Annotated in this window: 19 protein-coding genes, 2 tRNA genes and 1 pseudogene; 13 read left to right on the forward strand and 9 right to left on the reverse strand. The window is 62.4% G+C overall.

Annotation, left to right across the window (positions count from 1 at the left end):
- Nucleotides 1–15: 15 nt before the first annotated feature.
- Complete coding sequence (locus NKJ13_RS18580; protein ID WP_352506450.1) at nucleotides 16–201, reverse strand: hypothetical protein; 186 nt, start codon at nucleotides 199–201, stop codon at nucleotides 16–18.
- Between NKJ13_RS18580 and tyrS the strand changes: the two genes are divergently transcribed.
- Nucleotides 188–1,441 (forward strand): tyrosine--tRNA ligase, encoded by a 1,254-nt coding sequence (gene tyrS, locus NKJ13_RS18585; protein WP_352506451.1) that lies wholly within the window; start codon nucleotides 188–190, stop codon nucleotides 1,439–1,441. The two genes, NKJ13_RS18580 and tyrS, sit on opposite strands and share 14 nt — an antisense overlap.
- 477 nt (nucleotides 1,442–1,918) lie before the next feature.
- Here tyrS and NKJ13_RS18590 read toward each other — a convergent pair whose 3' ends face one another.
- On the reverse strand, nucleotides 1,919–2,581 hold the full coding sequence (locus NKJ13_RS18590) for an FMN-dependent NADH-azoreductase (protein WP_352689357.1): 663 nt from the start codon (nucleotides 2,579–2,581) through the stop codon (nucleotides 1,919–1,921).
- Nucleotides 2,582–2,679: 98 nt separating this feature from the next.
- Between NKJ13_RS18590 and NKJ13_RS18595 the strand changes: the two genes are divergently transcribed.
- Nucleotides 2,680–3,543 (forward strand): LysR family transcriptional regulator, encoded by an 864-nt coding sequence (locus tag NKJ13_RS18595; RefSeq protein ID WP_352506453.1) that lies wholly within the window; start codon nucleotides 2,680–2,682, stop codon nucleotides 3,541–3,543.
- Between the two features lie 264 nt (nucleotides 3,544–3,807).
- On the opposite strand, the gene NKJ13_RS18600 is transcribed toward NKJ13_RS18595, so the two are convergent.
- Nucleotides 3,808–7,185, reverse strand: a complete 3,378-nt coding sequence (locus tag NKJ13_RS18600) for an AsmA-like C-terminal region-containing protein (protein ID WP_352506454.1) — start codon at nucleotides 7,183–7,185, stop codon at nucleotides 3,808–3,810.
- A gap of 96 nt (nucleotides 7,186–7,281) precedes the next feature.
- Here NKJ13_RS18600 and NKJ13_RS18605 point away from each other — a divergent pair, with 96 nt between their 5' ends.
- From NKJ13_RS18605 to NKJ13_RS18645, 9 genes and pseudogenes are all read left to right on the forward strand, one after another.
- Nucleotides 7,282–7,749 (forward strand): peroxiredoxin, encoded by a 468-nt coding sequence (locus NKJ13_RS18605; RefSeq protein WP_352506455.1) that lies wholly within the window; start codon nucleotides 7,282–7,284, stop codon nucleotides 7,747–7,749.
- A 138-nt stretch (nucleotides 7,750–7,887) separates the two neighbouring features.
- Entirely contained in the window at nucleotides 7,888–9,168 is a 1,281-nt protein-coding gene (locus tag NKJ13_RS18610) for a M23 family metallopeptidase (RefSeq protein WP_352738024.1), read from the forward strand.
- 17 nt (nucleotides 9,169–9,185) lie between these two features.
- A pseudogene (locus NKJ13_RS18615) lies at nucleotides 9,186–9,587 on the forward strand (ABC transporter permease); the annotation flags it as partial.
- 121 nt (nucleotides 9,588–9,708) lie between these two features.
- Nucleotides 9,709–10,875 (forward strand): ROK family transcriptional regulator, encoded by a 1,167-nt coding sequence (locus tag NKJ13_RS18620; RefSeq protein WP_352506457.1) that lies wholly within the window; start codon nucleotides 9,709–9,711, stop codon nucleotides 10,873–10,875.
- A complete protein-coding gene (locus NKJ13_RS18625; RefSeq protein WP_254817614.1) occupies nucleotides 10,872–11,636 on the forward strand; it encodes an ATP-binding cassette domain-containing protein in 765 nt (254 codons plus the stop codon). The genes NKJ13_RS18620 and NKJ13_RS18625 overlap by 4 nt, the downstream gene beginning before the upstream one ends.
- Nucleotides 11,637–11,675: 39 nt before the next feature.
- Nucleotides 11,676–12,716, forward strand: a complete 1,041-nt coding sequence (locus NKJ13_RS18630) for a sugar ABC transporter substrate-binding protein (protein WP_254817613.1) — start codon at nucleotides 11,676–11,678, stop codon at nucleotides 12,714–12,716.
- A gap of 162 nt (nucleotides 12,717–12,878) precedes the next feature.
- Nucleotides 12,879–13,874 carry an ABC transporter permease gene (locus NKJ13_RS18635; protein WP_254817612.1) on the forward strand — a complete coding sequence of 332 codons (996 nt, stop codon included), beginning with the start codon at nucleotides 12,879–12,881 and terminating at the stop codon, nucleotides 13,872–13,874.
- Nucleotides 13,871–14,641, forward strand: coding sequence for an SDR family oxidoreductase (locus tag NKJ13_RS18640; protein ID WP_352738022.1), 771 nt, complete (start codon nucleotides 13,871–13,873; stop codon nucleotides 14,639–14,641). Before NKJ13_RS18635 ends, NKJ13_RS18640 begins: the two co-directional genes overlap by 4 nt.
- The gene (locus NKJ13_RS18645) at nucleotides 14,638–15,294 is read left to right on the forward strand and encodes a GNAT family N-acetyltransferase (protein ID WP_352777993.1); all 657 of its coding nucleotides are present in this window, start codon (nucleotides 14,638–14,640) and stop codon (nucleotides 15,292–15,294) included. Before NKJ13_RS18640 ends, NKJ13_RS18645 begins: the two co-directional genes overlap by 4 nt.
- A gap of 197 nt (nucleotides 15,295–15,491) precedes the next feature.
- On the opposite strand, the gene NKJ13_RS18650 is transcribed toward NKJ13_RS18645, so the two are convergent.
- The 3 genes from NKJ13_RS18650 to NKJ13_RS18660 all read right to left on the reverse strand — a co-directional run bounded on the left by NKJ13_RS18650 (nucleotide 15,492) and on the right by NKJ13_RS18660 (nucleotide 16,624).
- Nucleotides 15,492–15,890 carry a hypothetical protein gene (locus NKJ13_RS18650; protein ID WP_352649095.1) on the reverse strand — a complete coding sequence of 133 codons (399 nt, stop codon included), beginning with the start codon at nucleotides 15,888–15,890 and terminating at the stop codon, nucleotides 15,492–15,494.
- 234 nt (nucleotides 15,891–16,124) lie between these two features.
- Nucleotides 16,125–16,325, reverse strand: coding sequence for a hypothetical protein (locus NKJ13_RS18655; protein WP_352738017.1), 201 nt, complete (start codon nucleotides 16,323–16,325; stop codon nucleotides 16,125–16,127).
- Nucleotides 16,326–16,548: 223 nt separating this feature from the next.
- A tRNA-Val gene (locus NKJ13_RS18660) sits at nucleotides 16,549–16,624 on the reverse strand.
- A gap of 217 nt (nucleotides 16,625–16,841) precedes the next feature.
- Here NKJ13_RS18660 and NKJ13_RS18665 point away from each other — a divergent pair.
- A tRNA-Asp gene (locus NKJ13_RS18665) sits at nucleotides 16,842–16,918 on the forward strand.
- Nucleotides 16,919–17,153: 235 nt separating this feature from the next.
- On the opposite strand, the gene rbsK is transcribed toward NKJ13_RS18665, so the two are convergent.
- From rbsK to NKJ13_RS18680, 3 genes are read right to left on the reverse strand one after another with little or no spacing between them, the layout of a single operon-like run.
- Entirely contained in the window at nucleotides 17,154–18,095 is a 942-nt protein-coding gene (rbsK, locus tag NKJ13_RS18670) for a ribokinase (RefSeq protein ID WP_352777995.1), read from the reverse strand.
- A 4-nt stretch (nucleotides 18,096–18,099) separates the two neighbouring features.
- Nucleotides 18,100–18,552 (reverse strand): RbsD/FucU family protein, encoded by a 453-nt coding sequence (locus NKJ13_RS18675; RefSeq protein ID WP_023674665.1) that lies wholly within the window; start codon nucleotides 18,550–18,552, stop codon nucleotides 18,100–18,102.
- Nucleotides 18,553–18,583: 31 nt separating this feature from the next.
- Nucleotides 18,584–19,642 (reverse strand): ABC transporter ATP-binding protein, encoded by a 1,059-nt coding sequence (locus NKJ13_RS18680; RefSeq protein ID WP_254817606.1) that lies wholly within the window; start codon nucleotides 19,640–19,642, stop codon nucleotides 18,584–18,586.
- 293 nt (nucleotides 19,643–19,935) lie between these two features.
- Here NKJ13_RS18680 and NKJ13_RS18685 point away from each other — a divergent pair, with 293 nt between their 5' ends.
- On the forward strand, nucleotides 19,936–21,600 hold the full coding sequence (locus tag NKJ13_RS18685) for an ABC transporter substrate-binding protein (RefSeq protein WP_352738013.1): 1,665 nt from the start codon (nucleotides 19,936–19,938) through the stop codon (nucleotides 21,598–21,600).
- Nucleotides 21,601–21,686: the final 86 nt, after the last annotated feature.

Genomic DNA, 21,686 nt, shown 5'->3' on the forward strand with positions numbered 1-21,686 from the left:
CAAGCAGGCCGCACGCTATCCGCGCGGACACAAAACCGGATTCCACTTTTGCTGATCGCGCAAAACCATCCGAAGCGTGATCGGACGCAAAACCGGATTCCACTTTTGCTGATCGCGCTTGAGTGCTAAACGCCCGCCTTCATGCACAGCCGGGCCGCGTTCGGCCGGAAGCTTTTCGGGAAAGAAAATGTCCGCCTTCAAATCCGATTTCCTGCGCACCATGAGCGAGCGCGGTTTCATCCACCAGACCTCGGACGATGCCGGCCTCGACCAGCTTTTCGCCACGGAAACGGTGAGCGCCTATATCGGCTTCGACGCCACCGCGAGGAGCCTGCATGCCGGGTCGCTGATCCAGATCATGATGCTTTACTGGCTGCAGCAGACCGGCCACCGGCCGATCGCGCTGATGGGCGGCGGCACCTCGATGATTGGCGATCCGTCGTTCAAGGACGAGGCCCGCAAGCTTTTGACGCCGCAGGATATCGAGAACAATCTCGCCGGCATCCGCCGCAACTTCATGCCCTACCTCAAATTCGGCAGCGGCCCGAACGGCGCCGTCATGATCAACAATGCCGACTGGCTGATGGATATCAACTACGTCAATTTTCTGCGCGATGTCGGCCGGCATTTTTCGGTCAACCGCATGCTGGCCTTCGATTCGGTCAAGCTCCGGCTGGATCGCGAGCAGTCGCTGTCGTTCCTCGAATTCAACTACATGATCCTGCAGGCCTACGACTTCGTCGAGCTCTACAAGCGCCTCGGTTGCCGGCTGCAGATGGGCGGCTCCGACCAGTGGGGCAACATCGTCAACGGTATCGATCTCGGCCATCGCATGGAAGGCGCGCAGCTTTATGCGCTGACGACGCCGCTGCTCACCACCTCGTCCGGCGCCAAGATGGGCAAGTCGGCCTCGGGCGCGGTCTGGCTCGATGCGGAGATGTTGAGCCCGTACGACTTCTGGCAATATTGGCGCAACACCGAGGATGCCGATGTCGGCCGTTTCCTCAAGCTCTATACGACCTTGCCGCTCGCCGAGGTCGCGCGCCTCGAACGGCTCGGCGGCTCGGAGATCAACGAAGCCAAGAAGATCCTCGCCACCGAAATCACCGCCATGCTGCATGGCCGCGGGGCGGCAGAGGAGGCCAGCGAAACGGCGCGCAAGACGTTCGAAGAAGGGGCGCTCGCCGAAACACTGCCAACAGTCGAGGTGGGCAGGGCCGATCTTGAAGCCGGCGTCGGCATATTGTCGCTGTTCGTCACCGCCGGGCTGGCTGCGTCCAACGGCGAGGCACGGCGGCATATCCAGGGCGGCGCCATGCGCCTTAACGATCAGCCCGTGTCAGACGATCGCAGGATGGTGACGCTGCAGGATCTGGGGCCGGAAAACGTCGCAAAGCTGTCGCTCGGCAAGAAGAAGCACGTTCTGGTGCGGCCGGTCTGACCAGGGCCCGCCCTTCCTGTTAGATCTTTTCCGAAACCGGTTTCATCTTGCGGCGCTGGACCTTAGGTTCGGAATCACGGCCGAGGTTAATCGGCTAGCTCCCGAGAATGGCCGAGATGCCATTCGTCTCATCGATCGGAAGGAGCAGGTAGCGCAAATTGCGGACGTTCTGCGGCGCTTCGATGAACGTCTTGTTCGGGGCCGGAAGCGGACCGCCTGCTCGTAGAAGCGAGATCTATACAAGCTGACATTAAGTTCCGCGCGAGCAGCCTCCTGATCTGATCCAAAACGGTCCTTGCCGAGACTGATCCATTGCCTGAAAGCGGACGTAGGTAGAATCGGTGCGCCTGCCCCGGCTTAGGCGACGTTGCGGACGTCCGTTCTCCAAAGTTGTTACGCCGGGTGGACGGGGATGCACGTGCAAGCTGGGGTCAGAACGGGTTATCAACGCGCTTGTCCGCAGCAAGCGCTTCATAATCATGCAATCGCCTCTGTTGTGCGTGACAGGAGGTCTTCCGCCAGCCGTGACGCGGCCTCTCGCGCATCCTGGCGAGCCGCATGATCAATATCGGGTCCAAAGAGGGTCTTCTGGATGATTAGACTGCGGACATCTTCGATACCGATGAAGCGCAACCACGCTTGTATATAAGGTTTTTGAAAATCGAAGCGCTGCGCCGGAGTGATAGATTGCGCTGCATAGTCGAGACCTCGCGCGTAGACTACCACTGCGATCTTATCCCGGAGCAGTCCTCCGAACCCGTGTTCAGGATCGAACGAGAAAAGGATGTCCTTCTGCGATACCAGGTCGATGAAGTGCTTGAGCTTGTAGGGAATGCTGAAATTCCACAGAGGCGTCGACAGCAGGACAATATCCGCCCAGTGCAGTTGTTGCGCCAACTCTTGCAATGTGGCCCATGCCTGCTGTTGAGAAGGGGTAAGCGGCGCGCCGCTGAGCCCCGCATATTTGGCCAACATCGCGTCCACACCGAATTCTGGGAGGTCGACATCCCATAGGTCGAGCGTTGAAATCTCCAAGTCGGGTCGTCGAGCACGATAGCTTTGAACAAAGGCGTCGGCGACCTCACGCGAGGCGGAACGCTCTTTGCGGGGCGAGGAAACGATATGCAGTAGCTTGGTCATGGATCACCCTTGCTCATTGTGACGAACCACATTGCGTCATATTTCAATTCGATATAGAAATTGAGATTATCGACGATATTAATCATGGATCAGAATATATGTTGGAATTGGTCCTGCTCAGGACGTTCGTCGCCGTGTTCGACGAAGGCGGCTTCAGTCGGGCAGGAGCGCGACTAAACCTTACGCAGTCGGCCGTCAGTGGGCACCTGCGCCGTCTCGAGGAGCAGGTCGGAAAGCCCTTACTCAACAGGACGACGCGCTCGCTGGAGATGACACCCGATGGCGAGCGCCTGCTCGCCTATGCCCGGGCGATGCTCGCCCTTAACCGGGATGCTTTGGCCGATCTGGCGCAGGCACCCTTTCACGGCAGGGTTCGCGTCGGCCTCTCGGAAGACTTTGCACAGGTCCCCATCCTTCGCGCCTTGCAGGCATTCGGCGCTGATCGCCCCGGATTGCAGGTCGAGGTGCAAGTCGGGATTCCGAGTGCGCTCCTCTCGAAGATGAAGGAGGGCAACATCGAACTGGTGCTCGGATCACAATGTGAGGGTGAGGAGATGGGGCGCCTCCTGTGGCGCGAGCCTCTTGTCTGGGCATGGGGGGATCGTACCGGCGTGAATCTTCCGGACCCGCTGCCGTTGGCGGTGTTGCCGGAACCTTGCCCCTACAGGGAAGTTGCTCTTGAACGGCTTGCCAAGGCCGGGATCAGCCAGCGCACGGTGATGATCTGCGCAAGCAACTCCAGCCTGAGGGCGGCTGCCATCTCAGGCTTTGCTGTAGCGCCGATGATCGCCAGTCAGCTGAGAAACGGCCTTGTCAGGGTACCCGAAAGCTACGGTCTGCCAGAGTTACCAGAAGCGGAGTTCAGGCTATTTGCCGCATCGAACGGCGATACCTCCGTCCTCGAAGAACTGGCGGAGGCCATCATGAATGCCGTTCCTCGAAGGCACGCTGGCGAGGACTGATCCTGAACTCGCACCGACGTCTGCTTTATGGCTAGTTCCGAATGTCCAGAAATGGCGCAACCGCGCGACCTCCATCATGGTCACAACAATGTCTGCTGTCAGGCAATGGTAACGGTCACCTCAATGGCCGAGATTGCGGCGGGAAGCGGCCATTTAAACCCGGGCTGACGTCAGTCGCCTTTGGATCATGGGCGTGAATTCGCGGGCGGACGAGCGGCCGCTTGAGATCAAAACTCGGTCGCTCGAGGTAATTGGGTTTTGACCTCACCGATACTCGAAGATCGACCTGAAGATCCCGGGCGCTATCACCGATAGCGGATTGACCTCCAGGTTGGGCTTGTTGGCGTTGCCCTTGAGCCTGTAGGTGACGCCGATCAGGCCGCGGTCGCGGCCGTTGCCGAGCAGCGCGCCTATCACCGGCAGTTCGCCGAAGATGCGGTTTACGCCGTAGGCCGGCATGAACGTGCCGGTCATGTCCATGTTGTTGTTCTGGTCGTAGAGCGTGCCCTGGAAGGTGGTGCCGATGCGCGGGCCGCGCAGCACGCCGTTGCGCAGCTTCAGATAGCCACTGCCCTTGTCGATCTCGCTGAAGCCGCGCTCGAATTTCACCCTCGACGTGTCGAGATTGCCCTTGACCGCCTCGTTGAGGCTGCGGCTGTCGCCGGCCGGCGTCGTCGACACGATCGAGGCGAGCTTCGGCTCGTTGACGACAACGAAATTCCTGGCGTCGACCTGGCCCTTCATCGGCCCGTCGCCGGCCCCGGTGAGCGCCAACGTGATCGAGCCGCCTTCCATATGCTCGTAGATGTTGAGGAAGCGCAGTATGGCGCCGGCGTCGGCCGACTTCATGTTGAGCGTTCGCAGGCCGCCGCCGGTCGTGTTGCTGACGGTGATCGCGGCTCCCGAACTTGCGGTGGCGCTCACCTTGAGCCCGTTCACTCTGGAGCCGGCGGCGCTGTAGTCGAGCTTCAGATTCGACAGCACCTCGTCGTGGAAGCCGGTCAGGGAGCTGACGTCGGCGCTGACCGAGATCGCATCGACGCCGGTGGTCTTCGTCGCGGTATCGACATCGGACGTGAATTGCTTGATCAGCGAGCGTGCGTCCAACGCGCTGCCGCTGACCTCGACCGCATAGGCCTTGCCCGACCGCTTCACCGAGACGGCGACGTCGTCGCCCCTGTTCAACGTGACCTTGCTGAACCGGGCCGAGGACAAGGCGCCGTTAATCAGCACGGCGCTGCCGTCGATGGAGAAGGTCTTGCCGTCGAGTTCGAAATTGGACAGCGTCGTGGTGTCGCCGGTCTTCGCCATGGCGAAGACGACCTTGGCGGGAATGCCGGGGCCCTTGCTCCAGCCGGCCCAGGGAATGTCCAGCCTGGCATTGGTCAGGTCGGCCGACACGTTCTGGTAGCCGGCGCCGCTCTTGTCGATTGCCACCTTGATGGTTCCGGAAAGCAGTGTCGACAGGCCAGGCATGGCGCTGGCGCGCGTCTTGTCGTCGAGCACCAGCGCTACTTTACGACTGCGCGGCGGACCGCCATCCCTCAGCGGCTCAATCAGGTCGAGCTCGGCCGGAATCCCGTTGAGCAGTGCCTTGGCCGAGATCACCGCCCGGTCGGGCGCGACCGTGATCGAGCCGTCGGCATGGCTGACCGTCTGGCCCTCGAACGGCTTGGCAAGCGACAGGTCCTTGTAGTCGAGCGCCACCAGCCAATCGAGTTTGGACGAGTCGACACCGGACTGCAGCGGAATATCAGCCTTGACGTGGCCGGTCACCGTGCCGGACAGGTCGTCCGGCAGCAGGCCGACATGGCGCATAGCGTTGATCGGATCAAACGATGCCAGTTCGGCGATTGCCGGCGCCTCGCCGGCGACATCGATGTCGAGCGCGCCGATCACCGGCGGATGGTTCGCCGCCTTGACGGTAAGCGTGCCGTTGCTTGCCGCCACGGTGCGGCCGCTCGGCATATAGACGCTACCCGACGACAGCGCGACGTCGACGTCGTTGCCGTGGAAGCCGACGACGCCGACGGCATCGCGGATCGGCGGAATGCGGCCGGCCGTGTCGAAGCGCGATCCTTCGACCTGGAAGCGGCCGAACACTTCATCGGCGGAAAGCGGCACGCCGTTGCCGAGCCGTCCGGGCACGACCTGGAATTGCAGGCTGCCATTGGCGACGCGGCCGCCGAACAGGTTCTTAAGCACCCACAGCCTGGCATTGCGCGCCGAAAACCACGGCCATAATTGCTTGACGTGCGAGACCGGCATGTCGTGGACATTGAGCGCCACCGATATGCCCGGCGCCTGGTTGGCGACGTATGAAACCGAAGCCGTGCCCAGCACTTCGCTGCCGGGTCCGGACCGGACGCCGATCTGCTCGGCGATCAGCTTTTGGCTCGTCGGCTGGTAGAGGCCGGCAATACGGGCGATGAAGCTGAGCGCCGGCTCCGGCGAATCCGAAGGCGCCAGGGTCGAACCGTCGCTGGTGAGGTCGTAACGATAGGATGGCTCCTCGCCGGCTGTGCCGGTAGCCGGCTTCGGCCCGATCGAACCGGCGAAATCGAAGGTCGAGCGGCCGGTTTTCAGCAGCAAACTGTCGACCTGGATCTTGTTCGACCCGGCGACGAGCGTCGCATCGAGATCGATATCGGCCGGAAGCAGGCCGCGCGAACCGAGATCGAGCACCGATCCGGTCAGCGACAGGGCAGCGGTCAGCCGCGAACCGTTGTCGCCGGTCCCTTCCGACCCCGCCAGCTTCAAGGCGATCGCGCCCAATTTGCCACCTGCTGCCGCAGCGTCGGCGTCCGCCGTCTGGATGCTGGCGTCCAGCATGGTGATGCGTCGCGTCGCCGGATCGCGGGTGGCGGAAGCGGCGATGGTGAGCGCCCTGCCGTCGACATCCGCGTCGGATGAAAACTCCATGCTTCCCGGTCCCGATTGCGAGACTGAGGCGTCGGCGATGGTGACCGACTCGACAGATCCGGTCTCGGGCAGTACCAGCTCGACGTTGCGCAGATCGATCTGGCGCATCGAATCCTCGCGCACCGCATCGAGCGCCCGGTTGAGGTTGGCGAAGACGGCGGCGGAAAGTTTTTCCGGATCGATGAGGCCGTCCTGGTTGCGCAGCTCCGCCGTCCAGTCACCGCCGGACGGCATTGCCGCCATGACGATGTGCGCGTCGGAAATCCGGGCGCTGGTCAGCCGCACCTCGCCCGAAAGCAACGGGATCAGCCGGATGCCAAAGCGGACCCGGCCGGCGTCGGCCATCGGTGTTCCGTCGGCGGTCTTGAGGCTGACGTCGCTGACCTGCAGCGCAATGAAGCTCGACCCGTCAAGCGTCAGCCGGGCCGGTCCGACGGCAACGTCGACATCGAAGCCGGCCAATTTCTCGATTGCCGTTTCGGCTTCCGCGCGAAGCCGCTCCGAGCCGAAGCCGGATACGCCGATCGCGTAGACGCCGGCGGCAGCCAGCAGCACAAGGGCGACGAGGCCGGCAAACAGCCGCGCCATCAAACGGACGCCGCGACCGATCGACGCCTGGCCGAGCGGCGGGACGCGGCACGCGGACGGAAAGGTTCCCAGGTCGGTGATCTCGTCACGCCTGAACCTGATCTTCTCGTGCTGCGGTAGCTCCTGATCCACGCAATCTTCCGTTGAGACGAATTCGATCGTGGACGAATCCTCGCTCGACATTATATCGGTGCAGCCTGGCGCGTAACTTCAAACAAGGGCATCGGTATGGCTGACCTCGACGTGGGCGATGTTGCGCCGCAATTCGATCTTCCGCGCGACGGCGGCGGTTCACTCAGCCTCGCCGCATTGCTGGGAAAACCCATCGTACTCTATTTCTACCCACAGGACGACACCACAAGCTGCACCAACGAGGCGATCGGCTTTTCGCAGTTGAAGCCAGAGTTCGAAAAGGCCGGCGCTGTCGTCATCGGGCTCTCGCCGGACAGCGCCAAGAAACACGACAAATTCAAGGCGAAGTACGATCTGAGCGTCGATCTTGTCGCCGACGAAGAGCGCAAAGTGATCGAGGCTTACCATTTGTGGGTGGAAAAGAAGCTCTACGGCCGCACCTATATGGGCGTCGAGCGGGCGACGTTCCTGATCGGCCGCGACGGACGCATCGCCAGGATCTGGCGCAACGTCCGCGTCAAGGGGCACGCCGAAGAGGTGCTGAACGCGATTCGCGCTCTTTGAGAGCTGCGCCAGGCCGCCGCAATGCGATACCCGTTTTGCGCGAAGACCTTTGCCTGTCGTTCGATCCGGCAAAACTTTGTTAACCCTAATAATGTGTAATCAGGCTCGTCGTTGGTGTCGTAACGAAAGCTTGGTCCCGTGAACGTAGCCAGTCAGTCAGCGGTCTTCGGCAGACGCAAAGAGCCTCACACGGTCATCATCGCCCGGGGCGACCAGATAAGGCATTTCACCATACGCCCGTGGCTTGCGGCATTTTGCGGCTCGGCGCTGGCGGCGATCGTCATCGGCTACCTGCTGGCGACCTCTTATCTGGTGCTGCGCGACGACCTGATCGGCGCCACGACGGCGCGGCAGGCGCGCATGCAGCAGGCCTACGAAGACCGCATCTCGGCACTGCGCAGCCAGGTCGACCGCATCACCAGCCGCCAGCTACTCGATCAGCAGCTGATGGAAACCAAGGTCAGCGAGTTGCTGGAACGGCAGAGCCAGCTCAGCCTGCGTCACGGCCGCCTCGGGCCGATCCTCGAACGAGCCGAAAACGAGGTCGCAACGCCGCCCGTGCCGACGGCAAAGCCGGACGAACATGCCGACGCGACCGGCAGCATCCAGCCGATGGCCTATTCCGTCGCCAGCCTTGCTGCCCCCCTTCCCAGCAACGACACCAGGCCGTTCTCACTGTGGTCGACCCGCGCCGATCCGCTGCCGAGCGAAAGCGCGGCCGACCGGGCAGACAAGCTCTTCGTCTCGATCAACAACTCGCTGAAGGCCATCGAGAGCCAGCAGCTCACCCGCATCGCCACACTTGCCGACAATGCCTACAAAAGCGCCGACGCGATCTCGCAGGCGCTCGAGGCCGCCGGCCTGCCCGTCGATAGCGACTTCGAAAAGAGCGACGTCGGTGGCCCGCTGATACCACTCGACAGCTCGTTGGTCTTCGACAGCAAGGTCAAGGAGTTGGACGAGGCTCTTGATGCGCTGGATCATCTTAAAAAGGAAGCGCGGCGGCTGCCGCTCGCCAACCCCGCGCCCGGCCATAGCGTCACCAGCCCGTTCGGCGTGCGCACCGACCCTATCCTCGGCACGGCCGCCTTGCATTCCGGCATGGATTTCAGGGCGCCGATCGGTATGCCGGCCAAGGTCACGGCAGCCGGCGTGGTCGTCAAGGCCGGCTGGAACGGCGGCTACGGCCGCATGATCGAGGTCGACCACGGCAACGGTTTTGTGACGCGTTACGGGCATCTCAGCGAAATCGACGTCGCCGTCGGACAGAAGCTCGATGCCGGAGACATCATCGGCAAGACTGGCAACAGCGGCCGCTCAACCGGCCCGCATCTGCATTACGAGGTCCGCCACAACGGCGAGGCAATCGATCCGCTGGGGTTTCTGACCGTCGGCAAGAAGGTCGAGCGGTACCTCTAGGGAGCCGGGCTGCTCCCTTCGGGCTCGGCATGACGCCGAAGATCGTGATCGCGGCGGTGATCTGCTTCCTCCCGACGCTGGTCAGCATGATCCGCGGGCTGGACTCGGCCAGCGACAACGAGCACGAACTGTTCCGAGTGCTGTCGGCCACGCGCTGGGAGATCTTGTGGAGCCTGCGCCTGCCAAGAGCATTGCCGATGCTGTTCTCCTCGTTACGAATCGCTTCGGCCACGGCCGTGATCGGAGCCATCGTCGGCGAGTGGATCGGGTCGGACAAGGGCCTTGGCGCGCTCATCATCCAGGCGACCTTCAACTATCAATCAGATCGGCTCTATGCGGCGATCGTGCTGTCGTCGTCCTTGTCAATCGCGATCTTCGCAATCGTGGTTCTGCTGGAGCGCCGTGCCATCCGGTATTGACCATGCCTCTGAGCGGCCATCCGCCAGGTTCGCTCCGTACGGGGTGTCAATTTTATTTTTGAATTCCATTTGACTGAATAAATCTTCGGTGCCAGTCTGACCTCTCTCGAGGGCGCAAGGCATGGCACTGCGGGGAACCAATCAGGAGTTCGGGCGGCCGTATAATCGGCGCATCGTGCTCGAATCCATCCGCCTTCACGGACCGATTGCCCGCGGCGACATTGCAAGACGCGTCGGGCTCACCGTGCAGACGGTGTCGACCATCGTTCGCGAGCTGGAAGAGCACGGTTACGTGTTGTCGCTGCGCGAAGAGCCCAAGGGGCGCGGCCTGCCACCGGCGACGCTGCGCATCAATCCGGAAGGCGGCTATGCCGTCGGCATCCACGTCACCCCGCTGGGCATCAATGCCGCCCTGATCAACCTAAGCGGCGATGTTATCGAGAGCACCTACCGCGAAGCCCCAAATGCAACGCCCGACCACGCTTTCGACCTGATCGGCGCCATGGTGCTCGAATTGACGGCATTGCGGCCCGGTGGCCGCGTTCTCGGCATCGGCATGGCGCTGCCCGGACCGTTCGGCGTGGAGTCCATGAGCTTTGTGGGGCCGACCACCATGACCGGCTGGAAGGATGTGGCGCTGCGCGAGCGGCTGGCCGCCTCAACCGGGCTGCCGGCCTTTTTCGAAACCGACATGGCGGCGGCGGCTATCGGCGAGCGCCTCTACGGCCTCGGGACGGCATATTCCGAATATTACTATCTCTATTTCGGTGTCGGCCTCGGCGGCGTCATGGTGCATGATGGGGCCGCATTGCGCGGCGCCTGGGGAAATGCCGGCGAGATCGGCCACATTCCTGCTGTGCCGGGCGGCGAGCCGTGCCCGTGCGGCAATCGCGGCTGCCTCGAACGGTATCTCTCGCTCGAGGCGCTGCGGCGCCGCAAAATCGCCGACGCCGAGTGGGTGAGCGAGATTGCGCCGATATTCCGCAACGCCGTCACCATCATCGAAAACCTGTTCGACCCCGAAACCATCATCCTCGGCGGACTGGCATCCACCGACCTGCTCGAAAGGCTTGCCGGCGCGGCCGCGCACCTGCCCAATTCGGTCTCGGCGCGAAGCGATCGCACGACGCCCCGCGTCAGCGTCGCACGCGGCGGCCAGCATGCGGTGTTGCGCGGCGCCGCCGCACTTGCCGTTTCGGGGGTGCTTTCGCCGCGCTTCGGCCAGATCTTCACCGCCGAACGCGAACGCGGTCGGGATCTCTTGCATAACAAGGGGATCGCGGCATGAGTGAACCGCTGCTGGTGCTCGACAACGTCGCCAAGAATTACGGCGCCATCGAAGCGCTGAAAGGCATCAGCTTTTCGATCGGCAAGGGCGAAGTGGTGGCGCTTCTGGGCGACAACGGCGCCGGCAAATCGACGCTGGTCAAGATCATTGCCGGCGGCCTCGAGCCGACCTCCGGCCGCATGCTGTTCGAAGGCAAGGAATTCCTGGCCAAATCTCCCGCCGAGGCCAAGGCCGCTGGGATCGAGACGGTCTACCAGGACCTGTCGCTTTGCACCAACGTCGACGTGGTCGCCAATTTCTTCATGGGCCGCGAGATCACCAGGAAGGTTCTCGGCATTCCGGTACTCGACGAGCGCGCGATGGAGCAGGTGGTACAAAGGGCACTGGCCAGCGCCGGCACCCGCATTCCCTCGCTTCGCACCAATGTCGAGCATCTTTCCGGCGGCCAGCGGCAGGCCATCGAGCTCAATCGGTTCGTGCATTTTGGCGGCAAGCTGGTGCTTCTCGACGAGCCGTTCGCGGCGCTCGGCGTCGAGCAGACGCGGCGCGGCCTCGACATGATCCGCCAGGTGGCGAGCCAGGGCATCGGCGTCGTCATCATCACCCATATCATGCAACAGGCCTTCCAGGTCGCCGACCGGATCGTGGTGATCCGGCAAGGTGTCGTGGCTGGCGATGTCGCACGCAACAAAACAAGTCCCGACGCGGTGATCAACATGATCACCGGAGAGACGCTCGCCGGTGCCGGACCGGCGAACTGAGGGACAAATGAGGGGTCCGGCGCAAGAGGAGCGAACGACATGAAGAAAATACTTCTTTCCGTCTTCGGTATCCTGGCACTGGCCTTTGCCACGCTCACGCCGGCATTCGCTCAGTCGAAGGGCACCGTCTACTACATGGTGCCGACATTGCTCGATGAGTTCCAGACCGGCTCGGTGAGCGCGCTGGAACTGTTCCTGAAGCAGGTCGGTTACGAGATGAAGACGCTGAACGCCGACAACAAGACCGACGCGCAGCAATCGCAGATGAACGACGTCATCGCGCTGAAGCCGGCGGCGATCATCCTTGCCGCCGTCGATTTCAATGCGCTGAAGCCGTCGGTCGAGGCGGCCCGTGCCGCCGGCATCCCGGTCGTCGAGTTCGACCGCCAGATAACCTCGACCCCGTCCGACTTCACCTCGGTGGCCGGAACCGTCGAGATCGGCTACGTCGCCGCCGATCAGGCGCAAAAGCTGCTGACCGCGAAGAACGGCTCGGTGAAGGGCAAGATCCTGCAGGTGCTCGGGGATCCGGGCGACCCCTACACGCTCGACATCCAGAAGGGTTTCGAGGAGAAGATGAAGGCGTTCCCGGACGTCAAGATCATCTCGCTGCCGGCTATGCAATGGGAGGCCAGTAACGCCGGCACCATCGTTGCCGACCAGATGCTCGCCAACCCCGACATCGACCTGATCTTCAGCCACGCCGCGCATCTTTCGGTCGCCGCCGTCGCCTCGCTCGAGGCCGCCGGCAAGAAACCGGGCGACGTCATGCTGATGAGCTCGAACGGCGCTCCGGTCGGCCTCGACCTGATCCGCAAGGGCTGGCTCAATGTCGAAGTCGAGCAGCCGCTCTACGCCCAGGCTGCGGCGGTCGCGATGTTCATGGACAAGGTGGTCAACAAGCAGGAGATCAAGCCAGGTGAATATGACGTGCTTGGCCTGAAATCGACCCTGACCAAGGAAGCGTGGGGGCCGAACATCAAGATCCCCGGCGCTGCGATCACCAAGGAAAATGTCGATAACCCGGCCTTCTGGGGCAACATGAAGCCGCCGACCGAAACCATAAAGCCGGTCGAATAGCGAACTCGCCAGAAGCTCCGGGCCATGCCGGCCCGGAGCCCTGCCCTGCAGCTCCGGTGCGTTCGAACGGACGCGCACGGGAATGCTGCAGCAATTTTCAACCGCGCCTGATAGTCCGAAAACCGAGTGGTTTTTCGGGGTCGGCGCCAACCGGATCCTGAGATGAACCCCCGCACGCGCCAAACCCTCGAGTTCATCCTCGACAATCTCGTCTGGTTCATGCTGGTCTTCGTGCTGGTGGTCTTTTCCATCCTTATCCCGAACTATTTTCAGCTCGGCATCTTCGCCAACATCATCGAGGCGTCGAGCGTGCTCGGCGTCATGTCGATCGGCTTGGCGCTGGTCATCATCGCCGGCCATATGGACCTGTCTGTCGAATCGGTGGCGGCGCTCAGCGCCATGGCGGTCGGCATTCTGTTCTGCTCGTCGGGCATCGGCCTTGGCATCCAGTTGCAGCCGCAATGGCTGATGGTTCCGGTTTCGCTGCTCATCGCCCTTGCCGTAGGCGGCCTCATCGGCGTCATCAACGGCTACCTGGTGGTCAAGGTGAAGATGAGTGCCTTCATCATCACGCTGGCCTCCTACATCTGGGTGCGCGGCCTGGTGCTGGTCATTTCCGGCGGCCGCTCGGCACAGGACCTTGCGCCGGCAATCCGCTGGTTCGCCATCCAGCGCCTGGGCGGCCTGCCGCTGACCGCCTGGATCGCCATCGCCTGTTTCATCGTCTTCTCGCTGATCATGGCCAAGACGCCCTTCGGCCGGCACCTGGTCATGATCGGCGGCAACGAGACTGCGACCTTTCGCGCCGGCATCCGCGTCAACCGCAACCTGGTCATAGCCTTCGTTCTCGCCGGCGCCATTGCCGGTCTTGCTGGCTGGCTGCTGGCAATCCGCACCTCCGGCGCAACCGCCAATCTCGGCGTCGGCCTGTTGTTCAATGCCTTCGCCGCGGTCGTCATCGGCGGCGTCAGCCTGAAGGGCGGCGTCGGCACCTTGCCCGGCGTCTATGCCGGCGTGCTGCTGCTCTCGGCCATCAACACAGCGATCAATTTGATGGGCCTGCCGGCCAACTTCACCCAGGTGATCCATGGCCTGCTGGTGCTCGCCGCCGTGCTGCTCGACGCATTCAAGCAGACCATTCGCCAGAGGCTGGCATGACCGGCCGTCTGGAAGATAAGGTCGCGCTGGTCGTCGGAAGCGCACGCGGGATCGGCAAGGCGATCGCACAGCGCTTTGCCGAGGAGGGCGCGAAGCTGGTCCTGGCCGACACCGAGGTTGAGGCCGGGCAAGCGACTGCGGACGAGCTTGGCGCCGCCTTCATTCGCACCGACATCTCGCAGATGGCCGATGCCGAGGCTGCTGTTGCACTGGCGCTCGACCGTCACGGCCGGCTCGACATCATGGTGCAGAATGCCGGAATCTATCCTTGGCAATTGCTGGAAAACACGAGTCCCGACGATTGGGACCGGGTCATGGCGGTGAACTTGCGTGGCAGCTTCATCGCCGCACGCGCGGCGCTGGTGCCGATGAAGGCACAGCATTTTGGCCGCATGCTGTTCACCTCCTCCATCACCGGCCCGCACGTCACCAGCCCCGGTCATGGCCACTATTCGGCGACCAAGGCCGGTATCAACGGCCTCATCCGTTCGGCGGCTCTCGAATTCTCGGCGTACGGCATCACCGTGAACGGCGTCGAGCCCGGCAACATCCTCACCGAAGGCATAGAGCAGCACCGCGGTGCGGCCTTCATCAAGAACATGGAAGACGCCATCCCGCTCGGCCGTCTCGGCAGCCCACGCGATGTGGCCAATGCCTTCCTGTTCCTGGCCTCGGATGACGCCGCCTACATCACCGGCACGACCATCATCGTCGACGGCGGGCAGCTTTTGCCCGAGGGCAAGGATTTCCGGCTGCTGCCGCCATGATCATCGATTTCGGCGGCGGTTTCTTCCTGCGCTGGGCGACCGCCGCCGATCATCCGGCACTTGCGATGATCTGTCTCAAGACCGGCGATGCTGGCAAGGACGCCAGCGGCCGACAGGACGACCCGGACCTGCTCGGCCTGCTCTACACCATTCCCTACCAGGCCCTCGAACCCGATCTGGCCTTTATTATCGATAGCCCGACAGGTGCGGCCGGCTATCTGCTTGGCGCAGCCGAAACAGCCGCTTTCAATGCCAGCCTGGCATCAGACTGGTACCCGGACCTACAGCGGCGCGTGGCAGACCCGGGACCCGACAGCTCACGCTGGCGTGGCAGCGACTGGGCGCGGCACCGGGTCCATCATCCCGATTTCGCTGTCCCGCCTGCGCTGACCGCCTATCCGTCGCACGGCCATATCGACCTGTTGCCGCAAGCGCGCGGGAAAGGCATCGGCAGGCGCGCGATGGCCTTCCTCGAGCAGCGCCTTGCCGCGAGCGGCTCGACCGGCATTCACCTCGAAGTCATGCCGGAGAACGATGGTGCGCTGAAGTTCTATAAGGCGATTGGATTTGAGGTGGTGCAGGACGCTGATTCATCGAAGCGTTGTGTTTATGTGGCGAAACTGATCGCTCACGCTCTGGCGATTGCAGGCTGATCTGCGACAAGCCAATCGCCTAAGTTGCAAAGAACCGGGAGGCCGATGGAAGTACAATGCTGCCGTTCTGCAGCAGCCAGTTGCCCCGTGTGAACACCTTTGCCGCGGGAACGAAACCTTCCTCGCGTGGTCCACCGCAGACACGAAAGTCACCAGCATCAACACAGTGCGGGGCTAATTCGAGTGTGGCGGAGCGGCTAGTTCACTGTGGGCGGCAGGGGAACATTCGCGACCGTTTCCCCGGCCACGATCGAGAACACATAAAGCAGATAGATCGCTAACACCAACAGCGCGAGGAATGAGCCGCTGGCCAAGATTCCCGCAATCGTGGCGCGGCGATACGGTTCGCCTTTTTCCTTCTTGAAGGTGTCTTCTGCGCTACGGGTTGTCTCCACAACCCGTTCGCCCGGAAGCCGGTTTCCTTCAGCCTCCTTAGATATCTTATCGGCGAGATCTCCTGCGATCACCGCATCATCCGCAAGATGACTCGCAAGCCATCCAGGAATATTTTCGCGCCCGCCCATGCTCATATGCAAGTAAGATTTTAGCTTTCTTTTGTGCTCCCTTAAATTACTGTAGGTTTTATCTTTCGGCAATCGTTTGCCACCCAGGTAGCCAGCAGATCAGACTTAGGTCCCACGGGAAAGGCAGTTCGATCAGACCAAAGTCCTACTGTTTATGCGCCCACCCCGGACTGTGAAGCGGTTGGGAGCGGAGATACCGCCGCAACCACGAAACCACTAGTTGCGTCGATCGTGTGCCGGGACAACTCAGTATCGAAGGGTCCATGTGCACGACGGGGACCTTAGCGTCGACAAACCACGTGCCTATTAGCCAATCTCGATACCATCACTCTCGAGACGCCTGCCCTGGCTCTGCGACCTCTTCAGCAGTGAATGTGACGCCTCGATCAGCCGGCGCGACAGGGCGATCGTGTAGCGAAGCTCTTCAATCAGCGCGGTTCCGTGTTCAGTAGCCTGACGGGCACGTGCTGCCTGGTTATTGTCGGGCTTCCGAGGGAATTCTTTCACGCTCCGACCTCCAAACGATGCCAATATTATCGCGAAGACCAGTGCCTGGGCAACGAAGAAGCCCGCCGCATCTTTCCGATGCGGCGGGGCGATCAAGCAGAATGATAAGGGATGCCAGGTAGTTGCGTCTACCAACCGCCAGTTGGACGATTTTCTGACAGTGCAGGCGTGCGAACCGGACATTGCAAAAAGACAATGCCTGAATGGACACGTCGATGGAAAGTGGTGGGCGATGACGGGCTCGAACCGCCGACATCTTCGGTGTAAACGAAGCGCTCTACCAACTGAGCTAATCGCCCGCTCCGGGCCGGACCTTTAAGCAGTTAGGACCGGCTTCGCAAGGACAAATGAACGGCCAGTGGCTTGGCCGGGAGCCGGTTTCGGCTACAAAGTTCGGCTTGTCAAAAAACCTTCTCCTGTTTGCTGTTATGCTGTCCGGGTCCGCTTGACACCCGGTGGCTTACCCCTTATCCACCGCCCCAACGACGAACACGGCTGACACGTGCTCGTCCATGCGCGGGTGTAGCTCAGTTGGTTAGAGTGCCGGCCTGTCACGCCGGAGGTCGCGGGTTCGAGCCCCGTCACTCGCGCCATTTCTCCTTAGGGCCACGTGCCCTTGATGTCGGAGAAATGTCGACGTTGATTTGTCAAAAATCATCTTCTTTCGTGACCCAGTCCAGGTCCACTCCTTTCGAATTCTGGCATTGATCCTCATCCATCGAACTGCCCGCCTGTTTGTGGTCAAGCCAGAAGACAATAGCTTCTCGGAGAAGAGCCGGGTCTAACCCATTCGCTCCCGCTCACAGTCTCATCCCGCAGTGCCGGGCTTCACCCCTTGGCGAGCAGTGCCTCGACTTCCTGCAGCGTCGGCATGGACGGCGCGGTGCCCGGGCGCGTCACCGAGATGCCGGCGACGGCGCAAGCGAAGTGCACCGCCTGCAGGGGTTCGATCCCGCTCGACAGCGCTGCGGCCAGGCCGCCATTGAAGGCGTCGCCCGCGCCGGTGGTCTCGATGACCGGGCCGGCGGCGACCGCTGCGACATGCTCGGAACGGTCGGCCGTGTGCAGCAGCGCGCCCTTTTCGCCGAGCGTCACGACGACAGCGCCCACGCCCTTCTCAAGCAGGCTGTCGGCGGCACGGCGGGCATCGTCGATGGAGGACACCTTGATGCCGGTCAGTTCCTCGGCCTCAGTCTCGTTCGGCGTCACATAGTCGCAAAGTGTATAGATGCGGTCCGGAAGCTTGGCCGCCGGCGCCGGGTTGAGAATGGTGGTCACCCCTGCCCCGCGCGCGATCTCCAGCGCCCGCATCGCCGCCTCGATCGGCTGCTCAAGCTGGGTGACGAAGACGCCGGCCGCGCGGATCAGGCCGGCATTTGCCTCGATATCGGCGGGCGAGATCAGCATCGCCGCACCGGGGCTGACGATGATCGCGTTGTTGCCGCTCGTCTCCTCGATGAAGATATAGGCGGCACCGGTGTAGCTTTCCGGCGTGTCGATGACGGCGCTCTTCACGCCGGCATGCGACCAGGTCTGTCTCGCCATATCGGCAAAGGGATCGACGCCGAGGCGGGTAAGGAAGGTGACATCGGCGCCGAGCCGGCCGGCTGCCACCGCCTGGTTCGAGCCCTTGCCGCCGGGGCCGAGCGTGAAGGACGTGCCCAGGATCGTCTCGCCCATCCGCGGCTGGCGGACGGCGCGGTAGGCCGTGTCGGCGACGAAGACGCCCAATATGACAACCGGCTTCATGACGATCGGTTTCGCCGGCATGCCCCTACTCCGCATCCGGTGGCACGACGCCCTTGCGGAAGGCAAAACAGCCATAGAAGCGGCGCTCGCCGGTCTGGATGACGCAATAGGCCTTCTTGGCGCGTTCGTAGAAGGCGTAGCGCTCGACCGAGATCATCGGCCAGGCCTTGCCCTCGGCCGCATCGATCTCTTTTTGCACTTCCTGCTGCACGGCGGGAATGTCGTCCGGCTTGCCGACGATCTCCATGCGCGCGGCCGCGTCGTCGACGAAGGTGTCCAGCGGATAGAGCGAAAGCACCGCCTTGACCACGTCGGCCGCCGACGCATCGATGCGCAGCAGCCGGCCAAGCACGGTCTGGCGCGCCACCGAATCGGACGGGAAATTGGTGTCGGCGATAATCAGATCGTCGCCGTGGCCCATCGCCCGCAGCGCCTGCAGCACATCGGCATTGAGCAGGGGATTGATTCCTTTGAGCATGGTATTCCTCGCGAAGTTTGCTGGGGCGAAATCAGAGACGCTTTCCGGTCTCTGCGTCGAAGAGATGCACCTGATCGAGCCGCGGTTTCAGGTGCAGTGTGTCGCCCGGCTTGAAGTCGTGGCGTTCACGGAACAGCGCCACCATCTCGCCCTCGCCGAAGCGCAGGAACACCAAAGTCTCGGAACCGGTCGGCTCGACCACCGAAATCTTCGCCGGAACACCATCTGGATGGATTTCGAGATGCTCGGGCCGCACGCCGTAGACGACATTGCGGCCATCTTCCACGGCACTCTTGGCAGCAATCGGGAACGGCGTCCCGGCGATCTCGACGACGGGCTTGTCGCCCTTGCGCACGACGCCCTTGAGCAGGTTCATCGAGGGCGAGCCGATGAAGCCGGCGACAAACAGGTTGGCGGGCCGGTCGAACAACTCCAGCGGCGCGCCGACCTGCTCGATGCGACCGTCGCGCATCACCACGATCTTGTCGGCCATGGTCATGGCCTCGATCTGGTCGTGGGTGACGTAGATGGTGGTGGTCTTCAGTCGTTGGTGCAGTTCCTTGATCTCCGTGCGCATCTGGACACGCAGCTTGGCATCGAGATTGGAGAGCGGCTCGTCGAACAGGAACACCTGCGGGTTGCGCACGATGGCGCGGCCCATGGCGACGCGCTGGCGCTGGCCGCCGGAGAGCTGGCGCGGATAGCGCTTGAGGTAGGGATTGAGGTCGAGGATGTCGGCGGCCCGTTTGACCCGCTCAGTGACCACCGCCGGGTCGGTTTTGCGCAGCTTGAGAGCAAAGGCCATATTCTGCTCGACCGTCTTGTGCGGATAGAGCGCGTAGTTCTGGAACACCATGGCAATGTCGCGCTTGGCCGGCGGCAAATGGTTGACGACGCGCTCGCCGATGGCGATGGTGCCGCCGGAGACTGTCTCCAGCCCCGCTACCATCCTCAGCAACGTGGATTTGCCGCAGCCGGAAGGCCCGACCAGCACCACGAACTGCCCGTCGGCGATGTCGACGCTGACATCGTGCAGAACCTTGACGGTTCCGAACGCCTTGGCCACATTGCGGATCGCGACTTGAGCCATCATTCCCCCTTTGGTTGCCGTGAAGCTAAACAACGCAAACGGCGAGGGCAAGTCGGTCTCTTATAGATAAAAAACCCATTCACGTTGACACCGCACTTCGTTGTGCGAATAGTGACAGTGTCCGGCTTATGACCCTGTTCCGGGCGCACCGGTACGCTTGTCCGGTACTGAATGCCAAGCGTCGCGGGAGGGAGAATTCGGGCCGCTATTTACGGAGTCGCTGTCGTTGGGGAACATAATCGGCGCTCCATCATCTGAACCAAATTCACGATTGACCTTCTGGGAGGAACGAGATGAAAGTCAGCCTTTATAACCAACTTGTCCGCGCCGGGGCCACCCGCCGCGACGTGCTGAAGGGAGCGGCCAGCATGGCCGCCCTCGCCGCGGCGTCTGGCGCCGGGCTTGGCGCCCTGACGCGCCCGGCCGCGGCCGCCGATGACCTGCGTGCGCAGATCCTGCAGATTCCGGGCGTCGGCAAGGGTCAGCCGACCGATGCCGATTTCCAGCAGGTCGGCGAGCTTTGCCTGGGAGCCACCAAGGCCAATGTCAAGGAAGGCGAATTCGCCGGCGTCGAACTCACCTTCATGGGCCTCAACAACCAGAACCTGCACAATGTGCTGTTTCGCGGCTTTCTGAAGCCGTGGGAGACCTATACCGGCGCCAAGATCAACTGGATCGACCTGGCGCAGGCTGACTACAATCCGCGTCTGCAGCAGGCGATCGCTACCAACACTATCGACTTCGACATTGTCGAAATGGGCGCACCGTTCGAAGGCGACGTCTGCGGCAAGGGCCTGACTTCGGAGATGCCCGACTGGGTCAGGACGCAGATCGACATGGACGACCTGGTGGCCTATCTGAAACCTCCCGTCGGCACATGGAACGGCAAGCAGTATCGTGTGACCGTCGACGGCGACGCGCATAACTTCAACTACCGCACCGATGTGTTCGCCGATGCCGATCTCGCCAAGGCGTGGAAGGATGGGGGCGGTGAAGGCGAATGGGGCGTGCCGAAGACCTGGCAGCAAGTGCAGGCGGTGACCAAGTTCCTCAAGGGCAAGCAGGTGAACGGCCAGGACGTCTATGGCTATCTCGATGCGCCCAAGCCCTGGGGCGGTTTCGGCTTCTACTTCCTCGGCAGCCGCGCCAGCGCTTACGCCAAACATCCCGACGACAAAGCTTGGCTATTCGATCCGGACACCATGAAACCGCGCGTCAACAACCCGGCCTGGGTCCGCGCGATCCAGGACGTGATCGATGCATTGCCTTCCGAACCGCAAGATCAGATCAATGCCGACCCGAACCAGACCTGTTTCTCTCAATTCCTCGGCGGCACCGGGTCGATGCTGGTTTGGTGGGGAGACGCTGGCTCGAACGTCAAAACCAACGACTCGTCGGTCGTAGGGGACGTCACCGGCTTCTCGATCCTGCCGGGCTCGGACGATGTCTACAACTCCAAGACCGGCCAGTGGGACAAGCTCGCCAGCGGCCCGAACCATGCGCCGAACTGCGCCTATCTCGGCTGGGGCGTCTACGTCATGGCGCGCGTCGACAGCGACGAAAAGAAGAAGAAGGCCGCCTGGTCCGCCGCCGCTCATCTCGGCGGCAAGGACCTGTCGCTCTGGTGCGCGGCCTATCCGTCGGGTTTCCAGCCCTACCGCAACTCGCATTTCAACATTCCGGAATGGGTGGCGGCGGGCTACGACGAAGCGTTCATAAGCTCATATCTCAAGTCGGAAGCCGACAGCTACAACCATCCGAACGCGGCGATCGAGCCGCGTATCCCCGGCATCTTCCAGTACTACAGCGCCGCCGAGGACATTTTGGCCAACACCTTTGCCGGCAAGATGAAGGCGCAGGAAGGCGCCGACGCCATCGCAGCCGCTTGGGAGAAGATCACCGACCAGATTGGCCGCGACAACCAGATCAAGCTCTACAAGGCCTCGCTCGGCATGTAGGCTGAGATCGTGAAACTTGGTCCGGCAGCGCAAAGCCGCCGGACCTCCGCTTGACCGACTTGGCCTCGACCGGCTCGGCCGGTCAT

This window comes from Mesorhizobium sp. M0174 (assembly GCF_040322275.1).
In the GTDB taxonomy this organism is placed as follows: domain Bacteria; phylum Pseudomonadota; class Alphaproteobacteria; order Rhizobiales; family Rhizobiaceae; genus Mesorhizobium.

What these genes read in the sequence shown, in the direction of transcription:
- NKJ13_RS18605 (WP_352506455.1), top strand. Translation starts at nt 7,282, where the DNA reads ATGGCTGACCTCGACGTGGGCGATGTTGCGCCGCAATTCGATCTTCCG.
- NKJ13_RS18630 (WP_254817613.1), top strand. Translation starts at nt 11,676, where the DNA reads ATGAAGAAAATACTTCTTTCCGTCTTCGGTATCCTGGCACTGGCCTTT.
- NKJ13_RS18645 (WP_352777993.1), top strand. Translation starts at nt 14,638, where the DNA reads ATGATCATCGATTTCGGCGGCGGTTTCTTCCTGCGCTGGGCGACCGCC.
- rbsK (WP_352777995.1), bottom strand. Translation starts at nt 18,095, where the DNA reads ATGCCGGCGAAACCGATCGTCATGAAGCCGGTTGTCATATTGGGCGTC.
- NKJ13_RS18675 (WP_023674665.1), bottom strand. Translation starts at nt 18,552, where the DNA reads ATGCTCAAAGGAATCAATCCCCTGCTCAATGCCGATGTGCTGCAGGCG.
- NKJ13_RS18685 (WP_352738013.1), top strand. Translation starts at nt 19,936, where the DNA reads ATGAAAGTCAGCCTTTATAACCAACTTGTCCGCGCCGGGGCCACCCGC.
- NKJ13_RS18590 (WP_352689357.1), bottom strand. Translation starts at nt 2,581, where the DNA reads ATGACCAAGCTACTGCATATCGTTTCCTCGCCCCGCAAAGAGCGTTCC.
- NKJ13_RS18635 (WP_254817612.1), top strand. Translation starts at nt 12,879, where the DNA reads ATGAACCCCCGCACGCGCCAAACCCTCGAGTTCATCCTCGACAATCTC.
- tyrS (WP_352506451.1), top strand. Translation starts at nt 188, where the DNA reads ATGTCCGCCTTCAAATCCGATTTCCTGCGCACCATGAGCGAGCGCGGT.
- NKJ13_RS18640 (WP_352738022.1), top strand. Translation starts at nt 13,871, where the DNA reads ATGACCGGCCGTCTGGAAGATAAGGTCGCGCTGGTCGTCGGAAGCGCA.
- NKJ13_RS18680 (WP_254817606.1), bottom strand. Translation starts at nt 19,642, where the DNA reads ATGGCTCAAGTCGCGATCCGCAATGTGGCCAAGGCGTTCGGAACCGTC.
- NKJ13_RS18620 (WP_352506457.1), top strand. Translation starts at nt 9,709, where the DNA reads ATGGCACTGCGGGGAACCAATCAGGAGTTCGGGCGGCCGTATAATCGG.
- NKJ13_RS18595 (WP_352506453.1), top strand. Translation starts at nt 2,680, where the DNA reads ATGTTGGAATTGGTCCTGCTCAGGACGTTCGTCGCCGTGTTCGACGAA.
- NKJ13_RS18625 (WP_254817614.1), top strand. Translation starts at nt 10,872, where the DNA reads ATGAGTGAACCGCTGCTGGTGCTCGACAACGTCGCCAAGAATTACGGC.